The organism is Flavobacterium sp. MDT1-60 (genome assembly GCF_014844035.1).
Lineage (GTDB): Bacteria > Bacteroidota > Bacteroidia > Flavobacteriales > Flavobacteriaceae > Flavobacterium.
Map to the genome: position 1 here is coordinate 3,362,656 of NZ_CP062159.1, position 12,555 is coordinate 3,375,210.

13 protein-coding genes, 1 tRNA gene and 1 pseudogene are annotated in these 12,555 nt (G+C 34.3%); 4 read left to right on the forward strand and 11 right to left on the reverse strand.

All coding sequences use genetic code 11. The features are described from left to right. Positions 1–55 precede the first annotated feature (55 nt). Positions 56–1,225, forward strand: coding sequence for a proline dehydrogenase family protein (locus IHE43_RS13980; RefSeq protein WP_192184454.1), 1,170 nt, complete (start codon positions 56–58; stop codon positions 1,223–1,225). Between the two features lie 217 nt (positions 1,226–1,442). Here IHE43_RS13980 and IHE43_RS13985 read toward each other — a convergent pair. Beyond that, positions 1,443–3,232: pseudogene (locus tag IHE43_RS13985) on the reverse strand (ABC transporter ATP-binding protein). Between the two features lie 250 nt (positions 3,233–3,482). Between IHE43_RS13985 and IHE43_RS13990 the strand changes: the two are divergent. Further along, positions 3,483–3,560, forward strand: a tRNA-Val gene (locus IHE43_RS13990). Between the two features lie 111 nt (positions 3,561–3,671). On the opposite strand, the gene IHE43_RS13995 is transcribed toward IHE43_RS13990, so the two are convergent. The 9 genes from IHE43_RS13995 to IHE43_RS14035 all read right to left on the reverse strand — a co-directional run bounded on the left by IHE43_RS13995 (position 3,672) and on the right by IHE43_RS14035 (position 10,374). Then, a complete protein-coding gene (locus IHE43_RS13995) occupies positions 3,672–4,502 on the reverse strand; it encodes a transposase (RefSeq protein ID WP_225585116.1) in 831 nt (276 codons plus the stop codon). Between the two features lie 145 nt (positions 4,503–4,647). Next, positions 4,648–4,995 (reverse strand): transposase, encoded by a 348-nt coding sequence (locus IHE43_RS14000; protein WP_192184455.1) that lies wholly within the window; start codon positions 4,993–4,995, stop codon positions 4,648–4,650. A 171-nt stretch (positions 4,996–5,166) separates the two neighbouring features. Next, positions 5,167–5,568 carry a hypothetical protein gene (locus tag IHE43_RS14005; protein ID WP_192184456.1) on the reverse strand — a complete coding sequence of 134 codons (402 nt, stop codon included), beginning with the start codon at positions 5,566–5,568 and terminating at the stop codon, positions 5,167–5,169. A gap of 163 nt (positions 5,569–5,731) precedes the next feature. Further along, positions 5,732–6,286, reverse strand: a complete 555-nt coding sequence (locus IHE43_RS14010) for a YceI family protein (protein WP_192184457.1) — start codon at positions 6,284–6,286, stop codon at positions 5,732–5,734. Between the two features lie 5 nt (positions 6,287–6,291). Beyond that, the gene (locus IHE43_RS14015; protein ID WP_192184458.1) at positions 6,292–6,690 is read right to left on the reverse strand and encodes a cytochrome c; all 399 of its coding nucleotides are present in this window, start codon (positions 6,688–6,690) and stop codon (positions 6,292–6,294) included. Between the two features lie 20 nt (positions 6,691–6,710). After that, positions 6,711–7,553 carry a DUF5777 family beta-barrel protein gene (locus tag IHE43_RS14020; protein ID WP_192184459.1) on the reverse strand — a complete coding sequence of 281 codons (843 nt, stop codon included), beginning with the start codon at positions 7,551–7,553 and terminating at the stop codon, positions 6,711–6,713. Between the two features lie 24 nt (positions 7,554–7,577). Continuing rightward, positions 7,578–7,973 (reverse strand): hypothetical protein, encoded by a 396-nt coding sequence (locus IHE43_RS14025; protein WP_192184460.1) that lies wholly within the window; start codon positions 7,971–7,973, stop codon positions 7,578–7,580. Positions 7,974–8,582: 609 nt separating this feature from the next. Beyond that, entirely contained in the window at positions 8,583–9,596 is a 1,014-nt protein-coding gene (locus tag IHE43_RS14030) for an LLM class flavin-dependent oxidoreductase (RefSeq protein ID WP_192184461.1), read from the reverse strand. A 148-nt stretch (positions 9,597–9,744) separates the two neighbouring features. Continuing rightward, positions 9,745–10,374, reverse strand: coding sequence for an FMN-dependent NADH-azoreductase (locus tag IHE43_RS14035; protein ID WP_192184462.1), 630 nt, complete (start codon positions 10,372–10,374; stop codon positions 9,745–9,747). Positions 10,375–10,500: 126 nt separating this feature from the next. Between IHE43_RS14035 and IHE43_RS14040 the strand changes: the two genes are divergently transcribed. After that, positions 10,501–10,872, forward strand: a complete 372-nt coding sequence (locus IHE43_RS14040; protein WP_192184463.1) for a helix-turn-helix domain-containing protein — start codon at positions 10,501–10,503, stop codon at positions 10,870–10,872. Positions 10,873–11,015: 143 nt separating this feature from the next. Here IHE43_RS14040 and IHE43_RS14045 read toward each other — a convergent pair whose 3' ends face one another. Continuing rightward, positions 11,016–11,936: a DsbA family protein gene (locus IHE43_RS14045; protein WP_192184464.1), complete on the reverse strand. Its 921-nt coding sequence runs from the start codon at positions 11,934–11,936 to the stop codon at positions 11,016–11,018. Positions 11,937–12,196: 260 nt separating this feature from the next. On the opposite strand from IHE43_RS14045, the gene IHE43_RS14050 reads away from it, so the two are divergent. Then, positions 12,197–12,508: a helix-turn-helix domain-containing protein gene (locus IHE43_RS14050; RefSeq protein WP_192184465.1), complete on the forward strand. Its 312-nt coding sequence runs from the start codon at positions 12,197–12,199 to the stop codon at positions 12,506–12,508. Positions 12,509–12,555 lie beyond the last annotated feature (47 nt).

Consider the following 12,555-nt stretch of genomic DNA (forward strand, 5'->3'; position numbering starts at 1 on the left):
GTTTTATTAAATAATATTCAAAACTCTCTCTATATTTGCACAAAAAACAACCTAAATGAAAAAAATATTTGATAACACTCAAGTAGCATTTTCGCTTAAAAGTGATACTGAACTTGACAGAGCTTATTTTCTTTTTAAAATGATTGATAGCGAACCTTTGGTAAGAATTGGAACTGCTGTAACTAATTTTGCTATCAAAGCGCATCTTCCAGTTGAAGGATTGATTCGTGCAACAGTTTTTGATCATTTTTGTGGAGGAGTAAATGAAGATGACTGTATAACTGTAGTAGATAAAATGTTTACAAAAGGCGTTTCATCTGTTTTAGATTATTCAGTGGAAGGAAAGGAAGAAGAAGCACAATTTGATGCAGCTTTAGAAATGACTTTAAAAACAATCGAATTTGCTAAAGAACGTTTAGCAATTCCATTTGCTGTTTTCAAACCAACAGGTTTAGGACGTTTTGAATTATATGAGAAATTGGGCGAAAAACAAACTTTAAGTCCGGCAGAACAAGCAGAGTGGGATAGAGTTGTAGCGCGTTTTGACAAAGTTTGCAGTGAAGCTCATAAAAAAGATGTGGCTTTATTAATTGATGGTGAAGAAAGTTGGATGCAGGATGCAGCTGATGACCTGGTTACCGATATGATGCGTAAATACAATAAAGAAAAAGCTATTGTTTTCAACACATTGCAAATGTACCGTTGGGATCGCTTGGATTATTTGAAAAAACTACATGAAATTGCCAAAAATGAAGGCTTTTTTATTGGAATGAAATTAGTTCGCGGTGCTTATATGGAAAAAGAAAACAAAAGAGCCGAAGAAAAAAATTACGTTTCACCAATTTGCGTTTCTAAAGAAGCAACAGACGTAAACTACGATGCAGCTGTTCATTATATGTTAGATCATTTAGAGACTATGTCAATTTTCGCAGGAACTCATAACGAATTGAGTTCTTATAAATTGATGGAAATGATGCAGGAAAAAGGAATTGCTAAAAATGATACCAGAATCTGGTTTGGGCAATTATATGGCATGAGTGATAACATTAGTTACAACTTAGCTGAAAATGGTTATAACGTCGCTAAATACTTGCCATTTGGCCCCGTAAAAGATGTTATGCCGTACTTAATTCGTCGTGCTGAGGAAAACACTTCAGTTGCAGGACAAACAAGCCGCGAATTATCTATGATTAAAGCAGAACGTAAACGTAGAAAAGGAAAATAGTTTTCAGTTTTCTATGTCAGTTTACAATTTATATAAAAAAAGCTCCAATTTATTATTGGAGCTTTTTGCATTAAACCCTATAGTTTTTTTGAACATTATCTATTCCTCATATATAAACCGGCCTTTAGTTCGGTTTAACATTTATATCCAGAAAAAGCAAACCCGACAGGCTTTTAAAACTTGTCGGGTTTGCTTTATAATTGGAATTTAGAATTTCTTAAGAGTTACTAAACTGCAGATTACTCAGGTTTTTATAAATACCGTTTTCGAGATTTATAAGCTCCTGATGTGTTCCTTCTTCTGTAATTTTTCCGTTATCTAAAACCAGGATTTTATCTGCATTTCTAATAGTTGAAAGACGGTGCGCAATAATAATGCTTGTTCTTCCTTCCATCAAAACTTCCAGCGCTTCCTGAACTAATTTTTCGCTTTCACTATCTAAAGATGAAGTTGCTTCATCTAAAATTAAAATACTCGGATTTTTAAGTAAAGCTCTTGCGATCGCAATTCTTTGACGTTGACCTCCAGATAATTTTACACCGCGTTCTCCAACCAATGTTTCAAATTTTTCAGGAAAACCTTCTACAAAATTTAATGCATTAGCTTGTTTTGCTGCTAACATGATTTCTTCTTCAGAAGCATCAGGTTTTCCGTATGCAATGTTTTCTCTGATGGTTCCTCCAAATAAAATCACATCCTGGGGAACAATGCTCATGTTTCCACGAAGATTTTCTAAGTCATAATCGTAGATATTTTTACCGTCAACCAGAATTCCACCTGAAGTTATATCGTAAAAGCGTAATAATAAAGATGAAATAGTAGATTTTCCGGCACCACTCGGACCAACAATCGCTATTTTTTGACCGAATTCTGCAGTGAAATTCACATCTTTTAAAACTTCAACTTCCTTGCGGGAAGGATAACTAAAAGCAACATTTTTGAAAGAAACATTCCCTTTAATTTTTTCTATAAGAGTTCCTTTTTGATTTGCATTGATAGCTTCAGGAACTTCTTCTAATAATTCAAAAACGCGTTCAGTTGCTCCAACCGCTTTTTGAATTTGAGCATACATCTCGGCAATTCCTCCAAAAGAAGCACCAATAAAGGTTGTATAAAGTACGAATGAAATTAAATCTCCGACACCTTCAACTTCACCTTTTATAGTCAATGTGATTCCGTACCATACTACCGCAACCACGCATCCAAAAAGGCATAGAATAATAAACGATGCAAAATATCCTCTGTACTGACCACCTTTAATTGCGATTTTCACAATTTCTTTGATCTTATTTTTATAACGCTGAATTTCGTACCATTCGTTTGCAAAAGCTTTTACATTGCTGATTCCTTGTAAAGTTTCTTCAACAATTACCTGGCTTTCGGCTACTTTGTCCTGTGTTTTTTTTCCGTATTTACGAATAAATCTTCCAAAAATAACCGCAGCAACGGCTACAATCGGAACAATGGCCAACATCATTAAAGTTAATTTAGGGCTAATACTTCCTAAAATAACAAAACCTCCAATAATCAAAATTAACTGACGTAAAAACTCAGCAATTGTTGTGGTAAAAGTATCTTGTAATTGCGAAATATCAGCGCTGATACGGCTGTTCAATTCTCCAACACGTTTTTGAGAATAGAAAGACATTGGTAGTTTTACCAGGTTTTCGTATAATGCAAAACGAATATTAGAAAGTGAGTTTTCAGTAAAATTTACAAAAAGAGAAATTCTGAAAAAGAGAAGATTGCCTGTAAGGTAAGAATTACCATAAGTCCAGCAGCAATTTCGTTTGCCCTGCTTAGATCTTTATTGGTAACACAATCGACCAACATTCCCATTAATTTAGGGAAGGCGAGGGCAGTGGCGCTGGTTAATAAGAGAAAAATCAAGCCAAGGAAAAATTTCCATTTGTGACTTTTACCATATTTAAAAATTCGGAGTGCTTTTTGAAGGGAATTAGAGTCTAATTTAGCTTTAGGTAAATCGTTTTCTTGAAATCTAGCCATTTGAGTATACAATTAAGGTATGCAAATGTATGATTCTAGCGAGTGAATACAAAAGAATATTCCAAATTACCTTTTCAGTTTTCATTTTTTAACTTAATACTAAGAAAACGTTACTTTTTAAAAAGCTGAAGAATAGCGAGGTAAACAGAATCATTAAAAAATATTTCATTTTTTTTCTAAAAATACTTGCAAATACGAATTCTAGCTGTATATTTGCATTCGCTATCACAAATAACAACCTAGTAAAATAGGGCGATTAGCTCAGCTGGTTCAGAGCACCTCGTTTACACCGAGGGGGTCGGGGGTTCGAACCCCTCATCGCCCACCAAAATTTATAAACCTCCATAGTCATTTGATTTTGGAGGTTTTTTTAGTTGGAAATAGTAGAGTAAATATTGGATCAAGAACAAAAAAATGGATCATGCGCAAAAATTGGGGATTATGCAAAAAGATTAGATAATCTAAATAAGAAGAAGTCTATATTTCTTACTCCTCTAAATTGGCTTCTAAATGCTTTTATTTTTGCATTGAAAGATTCTGCCGAAGCATTTGTACTTCTGTTATCAAAATAGTTTAAGATTGACTGGTAATTAAAAGTTATGGTATTGAGTAAATTATTAAAGTTTTTAAAACCTGACTCCTCAACATTTCTATACCAATGAGCCAGTTTGGTCATTGCAATGTGTTTGTCATTGTTGTTATTGTAAATCCCTCGAAGTTGTTGATTTAGATTATATGCTGTTTTTATATCGGAATATAATTCAAAGAGGATTTGCGCTCTTTCTTGTTGATCCTTGGTCCATTTTTCTCGAGATTTGTATAACAGATATCTACTTCTTGCCAGTAGCTGTTTAACGGAATCTCCATTGGATAAAAGTTGTGGTATATATGCTTTATTTTCTCTTTTTGCCAGCGATATCAAATGATTCTCAGCCTCCATGGCTTCCCATCGGTGTTTGATCCTGATCTCTTGTAAGGCTTCCAGCGCTAACTTTTGAACATGGAACCTATCGGTAACTTGTATGGCTTTGGAGAAACATCTTTTTGATATTAGTTTCATAGAATTGGCCATATCGAGTGTTATTTCTTGTACACCCGATCTCTTTTTGTAATCTATCTTACTAATGTGCTCTATGACCTGATCTGCTTTTGTTCCGGCAACAATAGCCACCAGGGAGCCTTTTTTACCTTTAAATTTCTTGTTGGTCACAATGGTGTAAAGCTCTCCCTGAGACAAAGCTACTTCATCAATTGATAAATGTGTACCCATATTCCCAGGGTAAACAATCCACTGGTGAGCATGTTCGCGTGGAGCCCAGGAAGTGAAGCAACTCAGGTGCTTTTTATATTGTCTTTGAAGTTTTTTACCGTTAACCCCGAAGAAGCCTCCAATGGTGTGACAATCAGTAGAACTCTTATCTATTAATTTCTTTTAAAAAAGCCGCAAACTCTTGAGTCATGCGGGTTCCCTTGGCTACTAAATTCCAATCTCTTTTAATAATTTCTCCTGTGTTTTTATTGGTCCAACGACGTCTTTTAATGTGCAGATACACATACTTACCCCTCAAAGGGAAATCCTGAATAGTAATCTCATCCTGAAATCCCTTTGAGACCAGTTCAAAGGAACTAAATTCTTGTGGAGGCTTAATTTTCTCTTCAAAATACAAGTGTAATATCTCTTCTGTATTAGCGGAAGAAACTACTTCAAAATGATCTACTAAAAAATCAGGAAGCATAAATTTTAAAAGCTCTATAGGGGTCATCTTAAATTCTTAGATTGCAAATTTCTCATTTTATTTTGACATTTCATCCCCAAGATTTGTTCTTGATCCAAAAAAATCTTGCTCTTAATTAACCTTAACTTCCTATCCGTTTTTTATTAGCATATCCATTCATAGTGTGAACAGATAATAGACACAGTTCCTAAGTTAGTTTTACACTCTTGTATTCTGATTAAAATGCTGCAGTATTTGTTTGGGTGCTACGATTACTTCTCTACGAATAGAATCAAACCATTCTACTTCTTTAGTAACTTCTGCACAGCATTCGTTTTTTGAGTTGAAAAAGCAACTTTTAATTTTGATTTTGTCATCCATATAACAATTTTCCATTTTAACAAAAAAAGGCTCGGTAAACATCAAATTTTTATAACAGACTAATACATGATTTCCTTCTTGTAAGCCTAGATGCGAAGCATTGAGTTTCTCTTTTGAAAATCCGTTATTAAACAAAAAATGATATAATAATCGAAGCGTGTATGAGATATACGCATTACTTTCCATTACCATAACATCATCTACATCCTCTCCGGTAACAACATAATTTTTACAGATCATTTAAAATTTTAGTTAGGATTATTTAAAAAAAGAGGTCAGCTAGGTATGAAACTGACCTCATAACATTAGTCATGTTTGATGATCTTCCAAATCAAAAAGATATCTATTTAGCTAATAGTAGTGGGTAATTTCTATTATCTAAATATTGATGTATTGAAAACGATCATTTAATCAATAAAAAATTATAATTAATTTTTATTTTATCAGCAATTTTTTTTCTAACCAAATTCGGTATTTCTATATCAAAATCTTCCGGTTTTACTTCAAAAGAACCAATAGCATTAACCCCGTTAGCAGCTTTTGAAACTTTTACGATAACTGATACAGGTTGTGCTTTTCCATGAATGGTAAGATCTCCTTTTAAAGTGAAATTTTTAGCTGTATTTGTAACTTTAGAAATATCAAAATCTTCTATTTTACCTTTTAATGTGGCTTTTGAGAACTTTTCAGATTCCATGTAATTTTCGTTGAAATGTTCCTCCATTAAAGCCACCTTAAAACGGAAGCCTTTTATAAGAACCAAAGCAGCAAAATCTCCTGTTGATTGTTCTAAAACTGCAGACGCACTTTTATTTTCAGCAGAAACTTCTTCATACGAAGACATAGAAGCCTGAAATTTTATACTGCCTGTTTTTGTAATCAATTTTTGCGCAAATCCATTTGTATTTACAACAATTATCAATAGCAATACAACGAAATTAATAAGTGGTTTTTTCATAATGATTAATTTTCTTTAAGTCCGTCTGTATTCCATTTTACAATGATATCTATATTTGCCTGAGACATTCTTCCTGCCTGAGGCATGATACCTTGTTGTCCGGTTTGTAATTGAATTCGACTTAATAAACCTGCGTTTTCAACTGCTGCTTTTACTTCGGCATATGTAGTAAGAGGTCTGAAACCTGCAGATCTTCCGCTTTGATGACAGCCTATACAATTGGCATCAATAACTGCTTTAGCGTTTTTAGTATAGCTAAATGTGGCTACTGGTTCAGGAGTTGGTGTTCCGGGTCCAGGAGGTGTTACTGTGTCTGGCGGTGTTTCGATATCCTGAAATGTGTCAGAATCACTGCAACTCGTTAGTGCAGCAAGTAAAATTGTAAGTACTATTGCCTTTTTCATAATTTATTTGTTTGTAGTTATTAAAATACTCTGTATAGGTTAAATCCAAAAAAGAAATCTCCCTTTCCCCAGTCACCAGAGGCATTAGTAAGATATCCGCTCTCACTCATGGCTTGTGAATTGGTAAATATTAGTTGAAAAACGTGTCCGCCGGTTTCTACATCCAGACCTACTGATAATGGGTTTTTGTAAAATTCAGGTTTGTCAAAATTGTGCATATACTCTAAATTGACAGATAATCTTTTCGTTATTTTGTAACGTCCTCCACCACCAAAAGAAAACTGATTATCTCTTTCTATATCAGGGTTATAGAGGTTTTTGTGTACAAATGATGGCACTAATTCTAATGATAATTTTTCACTCACTTTTCTTGATATCAACAACTGTTGCACGTAAGTCATACGATGTTTAAATTCTAAGCCGGGATATTGATCCGTTTCTAAAAATGTATTGATATCCGCAACACTGTACCCGACAATATCTACAGGAAAATTGGCATCTTGCCTCATCATTCGGTATTTCACTCCGGTTTCATACATTTTGTTTAACGTATGTCTGGAAAGACTTACTGATAACCAATCTGTAACTCCATAAATACCACCTAATTTTGTAGTAGCGTTATCAAGACCAAAAAAACTATCAAAACCATCTTTTACAGTACCAAAACGGTGTGAGACTACAAAATAAAACTCTTTTTTCGCAGGCATTTTCGTTGTCTGTAAGGTTACCAGCTGTAAAGCCTTAAAAGTTGCTGTCGAGTAGCTTTCTTCTACCTGAGTAGAATCAAGACCGTTCAGTAAATCTTCTTGCGAATATGCCATGGTAGCAAAAAAAAGGCAGATTGGGACTAAAAATTTCTTCATAAATTGATTAATTATTTTATTTATTTATTTATTAATGGTGCATTGGTCTAATTTAACCTCCTCAAATAGTTCATCATAACCAATACATTTGCCTTTAACCGTTACTTTATTATTTATATGTTTCTCTTTTATTTTTTGGGTAAACAAACAAAAAACAGTACTTTCAAGTATGATCACAGAGTCTGTTTCTTTGGTTACTTTACCGGTAATTTCAATTGTTTTATTGAGATACAGTGAATCTGCCTTTTTCGGATTTGAGTTATAATCTTTAAGTAATTTTGCTGCTGTTATACTAAAATCCGGCATTTCTGATTCTATATTACGTGCTTCCTTAAAGAGAAATCCGTAATAAAAATATATACCCGCCGAAACCAGTAACAACAAGGCGACAATTACAAATGCTATTTTTTTTCTTTTCATATTTATTCTTTTGATAAAGTTCAATACTAAAACAGCTTTGATGCAGATTACCCTACCAAAGAATTGTTATTTTATGAAAAAAAATAAAAAAAGGGAATGGGATTTTTTATAAATCCTGTATAAATAGCTTTAGAGAGAAACTCTAAAGCACATATTTGAAGTTCTTTGTAATGCAAATGTTTCAACTTCTTCTATAGAATTTGTGAAAGAACTTATTCTATAATATTCGCTGATTTCATTTTTACTGTTTAAGATAATTAAGATTGATACACCTAAATTGTATTGAATTCCATTTGCGGTTTTCCACTTATAAGTAGAGGAAATATTAACCTGCGAAATAAAATTGAGACAATAATTAAAAAACAAAATTAGCTCTGTTCGTTAAGAGCATTCTGATTTTTAATCGGAACTGATTGGGGGTTCGAACCCCTCATCGCCCACAGAAAAACAAATAAAGCCACTGGAAGACAGTGGCTTTATTCTTTTTAAATCTCTACTATAATTTACCAATGAATTCTTCTTTCTTTGAAAGCTTTCAACTATGAATTCGCTATTTCCAGTTGTTAATAAGACTGTTTGTTGGAATTATTTGTCGTCTTCAATATCTGATTAGTTATTAATTATTGGAATTAACTTGCTTCCAATCAATTCAATTGATCTCATGAGCTGTTTATGCGATAATCCGGCATTATCCATTTGAAAAGTAAATCTGGAGATACCCTCTAAATCTTCACTAATTTTCATTATTTTGTCTGCTACCTCCTGAGGTTCTCCTACAAGCAAAGATCCAGCACCACTTACCTGAGTATTAAAATAAGATTGTGTTACAGCTGGCCATCCTCGTTCTTTACCTATTCTGGTAAACGTTTCTGCGTATCCGGGAAAGTAATCATTCAGTGCCTTGCTTTTATTAGATGCTACATATCCGAAACAATGAATGCCTACTTTTAATTTTTCAGGAGAATGTCCAGCCAGTCGTCCTGCTTCTTTATACAAATCAACCAACCCTCTAAACCGTTTTGGTTCACCTCCAATAATGGCAATCATAAGCGGCAGTCCTAATTTACCCGCTCTTACAAAGGATTCAGGGGTTCCGCCAGCGCCAATCCACAGAGGTATCGTTTCTTGAAAAGGTCTAGGGTATATCATTTGATTTTTTAAAGGTGCTCTGAATTTCCCTGACCAGCTTACCTCTTTATTATTTTGTATTTGGATTAAAAGATCTAATTTTTCTTCAAAAAGAGCATTATAATCTTCAAATTTAAATCCAAATAAAGGAAATGATTCTGTAAACGAGCCGCGTCCCAACACTAGTTCTGCTCTCCCTCTGGAAATAAGATCAAGTGTTGCAAATTCCTGAAAAACTCTGACCGGATCGGCGGCACTCAAAATAGTTACTGCGCTGGTTAGTTTTATTTTTTTAGTTCTGGCGGAAGCCGCAGCTAAAATAACCGTTGGCGCTGAATCAAAAAAATCACTGCGATGATGTTCACCAATGCCAAAGATTGATAAACCCGCCTGATCAGCCTGTTCTATTCGAGTCAGTAAATTTTCGAGTATAACTGCACCTTCAGCTGCGCTTTCAATTGTACCTGATGCAAAACTGTTTATTCCTATTTCCATACTATTTTCTTAAAACAAAATTATATTCGCACTGCTATTTTTAAATACTTATATTCATTTATACAAAGTATTAATAGAACTTTTTAATAATAAAAAACCTCATAGATTTTCAAAACCTATGAGATTATACTAATTGATTTATATCGAATTATGCTATTACTATGCTGTCAAATGCTCTTTGGATTGCTGCCTCTTTAATACCTTCAAGTTGGGCACCATCTGCACGGAAAGCAGTAAAATCGGTTAGTCCAAGAAATGCTAAACTTGCTTTAAGCAAAGGCACATTAAAGTCTTTATCAAGATAAGGTATGTTGAATTCCGGAATTTCAGGAGCGTTTATATTATATATCCAGCCTGATGAAAAAGCGATATATACTTTTTTACCATGCACTAGACCTTCCGGACCTGTCGGGGTATATTGGAAAGTGACATTAGCTCTGGTAATATGATCCAAAAAAGTTTTTAAGTTAGAAGTAATTGTAAAATTAAACATAGGAGACTCAATTACAATAATGTCTGCTTCTGTTAATGCCGCAATGGCATCGTCGGAGAATTTTACAGCAGTAATTTGTTCCGGTGTGCGGCTTTCTTCAGGGGTATAAAATGCGTTTATTAGATTTTCGTTCAAATGAGGAAAAGGATTCTTAATTAGGTCAAATTCTTTCACTTCACTTCCTGGGTAGGTTTCAATAATTTTGTCTACGATAGCATTACCTAATTTTCTACTAATAGATATATCCATTCGGGGACTTGATTTAACGTGCAATATTTTTTTCATGATTTTACTTTTTAAATAATATTAATTTTATTCAGCAAATGTATGTACATTTGCTAACAAATAGTTAGTAGTAATAAAAAGGTTAGTAGTAACTTTTAGGTTAGTGCTTTTAGATAATCAGTAATTATGATAGCAAAAGAAGGTCAGAAAGTGATGTACACAGAGGTACAGTGCCTGAGGAATATAGCAGCAATAGAAGATGCATTATATGTTGTAGGAGGCAAATGGAAATTGAGGATAATCATCGCACTGGTGAGCGGTTATGTAAGGTTTAATGAAATGCAGCGTACGATAAATGGAATTTCAGCAAGGGTGCTTTCGAATGAATTAAAGGATTTGGAAATAAATGGGCTGGTTACAAGGGTTGTACATGCAGATTTAAAGCCGGTAATTGTAGAATATGTTCCAACAGAATATGCGCAGAGTTTGGGGAAAATAATCTCAGCTTTAACAGAATGGGGTCTCAACCATAAACTTAAAATTACACAAGAATCATAGTTTTTTTATATTCAAGAATCGTAATAAAAGTATTTTAAAGATTAGACATAGTTTTCTCTAAAGCAATATAACAGACTAAAAATAAAATGGCAGCCCGGATTACCTGATAAAGGCTGCTCTTTCATTTTATAAATATAGAAAACTTACTTTTTTATATACAGTTTACCTGTTTTAATTGTTTTTGCACTCAAGTGTCCATCCCATAACTGCTCTTCAAGAATTGCAGCTGCTTCCTGTGTTGGCTTATCCAAAATAACAGCATATTCTTTAGCCGAGAGCGTTGGATAAACTTTAAACAGCTCAAGGGGTTCATCTGAAGATACTGCCTTTTTTTTCTTCGCCTCGGGATGCATAGCCAATAGTGCATTTTCATAAGATTCATAGGACTTGGATCCATTAACGGTGAGTTTATTCCCTGAGTCATCAGCAAAAATTAAGGTTGGGAAACCGCGAACTCCAAGATCTCTGGCATACTCTAAATCTTTTTTAAAGTTTATTTTACCATCACCGGCATAGTCTGCTTCTAATTTTTTGATATCAAGGCCTGCCAGTGCGGCTGCGGCGGCTATGTTTTCCCATTTAGCAATATTCTTCTTGTCAAGAAATAATTTCTCGCGCAGTATTCGCATAAAGACAACTGCTTTTTCCTTATCCTGAATTTGTGCAGCCTTCATTGCAATACAGGAAGGATAAGAGGAATCTAAGGGATCTTCAAGCCATACATCGCCATCAATTGGCATTTCATAATACAAACTTGCCTCATCCCAATGATGCGCAACATCTGAAGGCTTGCTAATACCTCCGCTGTTATAGCTCCAGTCTGGCAGAAGTCCGCCCATTCTGTAATCAATTTCAAAATAATCACCATATTCGAGTTTTAGCTTCCTAAGCTCTGGCTCTATCCCCCAGCATGAAGAACAGATGGGGTCGGTATAGTATATAATCTTGACAGGTTTGCTGGTTAGTTTAATCACTGCTTCTTTAGAAGTTTCACCACCAGCAGGCATCTCACATAAGCCGCTTTCAGGGTCACACATTAAAGGGTTTGTTTTATTTTCGTTCATTTTACTTGTATTTTGGGACTGGCAGGTCATAGTGCCGGTCAGGATTAATATTAGTGTTAATAATTTCATTTCTTTCCAGACAGTTTTTCAACGCTTTCAGTATTTGACCGGAGATATTTAAAAATGATTTTGCAACGAAATAGATAATCGTAAAATTTGTTTTCATAACTCCCCAATGTTTTATACATGAATTTGTTCTAATTTTGACGCAAAGTTGACAACTTTACAAATACAAGTCAATTAGTCAAAAAAACTGGACTATGAAAAAAAATGAAAATTTAGATAGTGATTGTCCCGCAGAGGGAATGCTAAAGCAACTTTCAGGAAAGTGGAAGCCACAGATATTTCTGCTTGCGCTGAAAGGTGCGGTACGATTTAACGGGCTGTTAAGAGAAATCAATGGATCCAGCAAGCAATCCATTGCTACAGCACTTCGTGAATTAGAAGAATCAGGTTTTTTAGAGAGGAGTATTATCAGTCAAAAGCCGCTTCATATTGAATACAATTTATCGCCTAAAGGCAGATCCCTGGTTCCCGTATTAAAGCAGCTTGAATTATTTTCGGGGCAATAACCGTTGCAAATGCTAATTTTAAAGATTAAAAATTACTGGATGCACAT

Excerpts from the sequence above, each read along its gene's own strand:
- IHE43_RS14010 (WP_192184457.1), bottom strand. The coding sequence starts at position 6,286 with ATGAAAAAACCACTTATTAATTTCGTTGTATTGCTATTGATAATTGTT.
- IHE43_RS14025 (WP_192184460.1), bottom strand. The coding sequence starts at position 7,973 with ATGAAAAGAAAAAAAATAGCATTTGTAATTGTCGCCTTGTTGTTACTG.
- IHE43_RS14040 (WP_192184463.1), top strand. The coding sequence starts at position 10,501 with ATGATAGCAAAAGAAGGTCAGAAAGTGATGTACACAGAGGTACAGTGC.
- IHE43_RS14020 (WP_192184459.1), bottom strand. The coding sequence starts at position 7,553 with ATGAAGAAATTTTTAGTCCCAATCTGCCTTTTTTTTGCTACCATGGCA.
- IHE43_RS14035 (WP_192184462.1), bottom strand. The coding sequence starts at position 10,374 with ATGAAAAAAATATTGCACGTTAAATCAAGTCCCCGAATGGATATATCT.
- IHE43_RS13995 (WP_225585116.1), bottom strand. The coding sequence starts at position 4,502 with ATGGGTACACATTTATCAATTGATGAAGTAGCTTTGTCTCAGGGAGAG.
- IHE43_RS13980 (WP_192184454.1), top strand. The coding sequence starts at position 56 with ATGAAAAAAATATTTGATAACACTCAAGTAGCATTTTCGCTTAAAAGT.
- IHE43_RS14030 (WP_192184461.1), bottom strand. The coding sequence starts at position 9,596 with ATGGAAATAGGAATAAACAGTTTTGCATCAGGTACAATTGAAAGCGCA.
- IHE43_RS14005 (WP_192184456.1), bottom strand. The coding sequence starts at position 5,568 with ATGATCTGTAAAAATTATGTTGTTACCGGAGAGGATGTAGATGATGTT.
- IHE43_RS14015 (WP_192184458.1), bottom strand. The coding sequence starts at position 6,690 with ATGAAAAAGGCAATAGTACTTACAATTTTACTTGCTGCACTAACGAGT.
- IHE43_RS14050 (WP_192184465.1), top strand. The coding sequence starts at position 12,197 with ATGAAAAAAAATGAAAATTTAGATAGTGATTGTCCCGCAGAGGGAATG.
- IHE43_RS14000 (WP_192184455.1), bottom strand. The coding sequence starts at position 4,995 with ATGACCCCTATAGAGCTTTTAAAATTTATGCTTCCTGATTTTTTAGTA.
- IHE43_RS14045 (WP_192184464.1), bottom strand. The coding sequence starts at position 11,936 with ATGAACGAAAATAAAACAAACCCTTTAATGTGTGACCCTGAAAGCGGC.